Below are 232 nucleotides of genomic sequence, written 5' to 3' on the forward strand. Positions count from 1 at the left end.
AGTGTGGCCAACCAGTACATCGTTCGGTGCGCTGATGCTCACCGAACCGGTGGTTTCGCCGACCGGGATGGTGATCTTCTCGCCATTGGCCAGGTTCACGGTGACGGGCGAACCGGTCACTGGAGCGCTAACGGTAGCGGTGTAAGTGACGTTGCCACCTTCGGCAGCCGAAGGTGTGGCTTTCAGCGATACGGTGGAGTTGTCGATGGTATCGGTAACGTCAGTCACGGCT

The 232-nt window shown here is 59.5% G+C and carries 1 protein-coding gene; it reads right to left on the reverse strand.

Annotation, left to right across the window (positions count from 1 at the left end):
* Positions 1–232, reverse strand: a 232-nt coding sequence (locus tag F6S12_RS33545; protein ID WP_315870086.1) for an immunoglobulin-like domain-containing protein, incomplete at both ends; no start/stop codon positions are given.

The sequence above is a fragment of the Pseudomonas sp. JV245A genome (assembly GCF_032424515.1).
Lineage (GTDB): Bacteria > Pseudomonadota > Gammaproteobacteria > Pseudomonadales > Pseudomonadaceae > Aquipseudomonas > Aquipseudomonas protegens.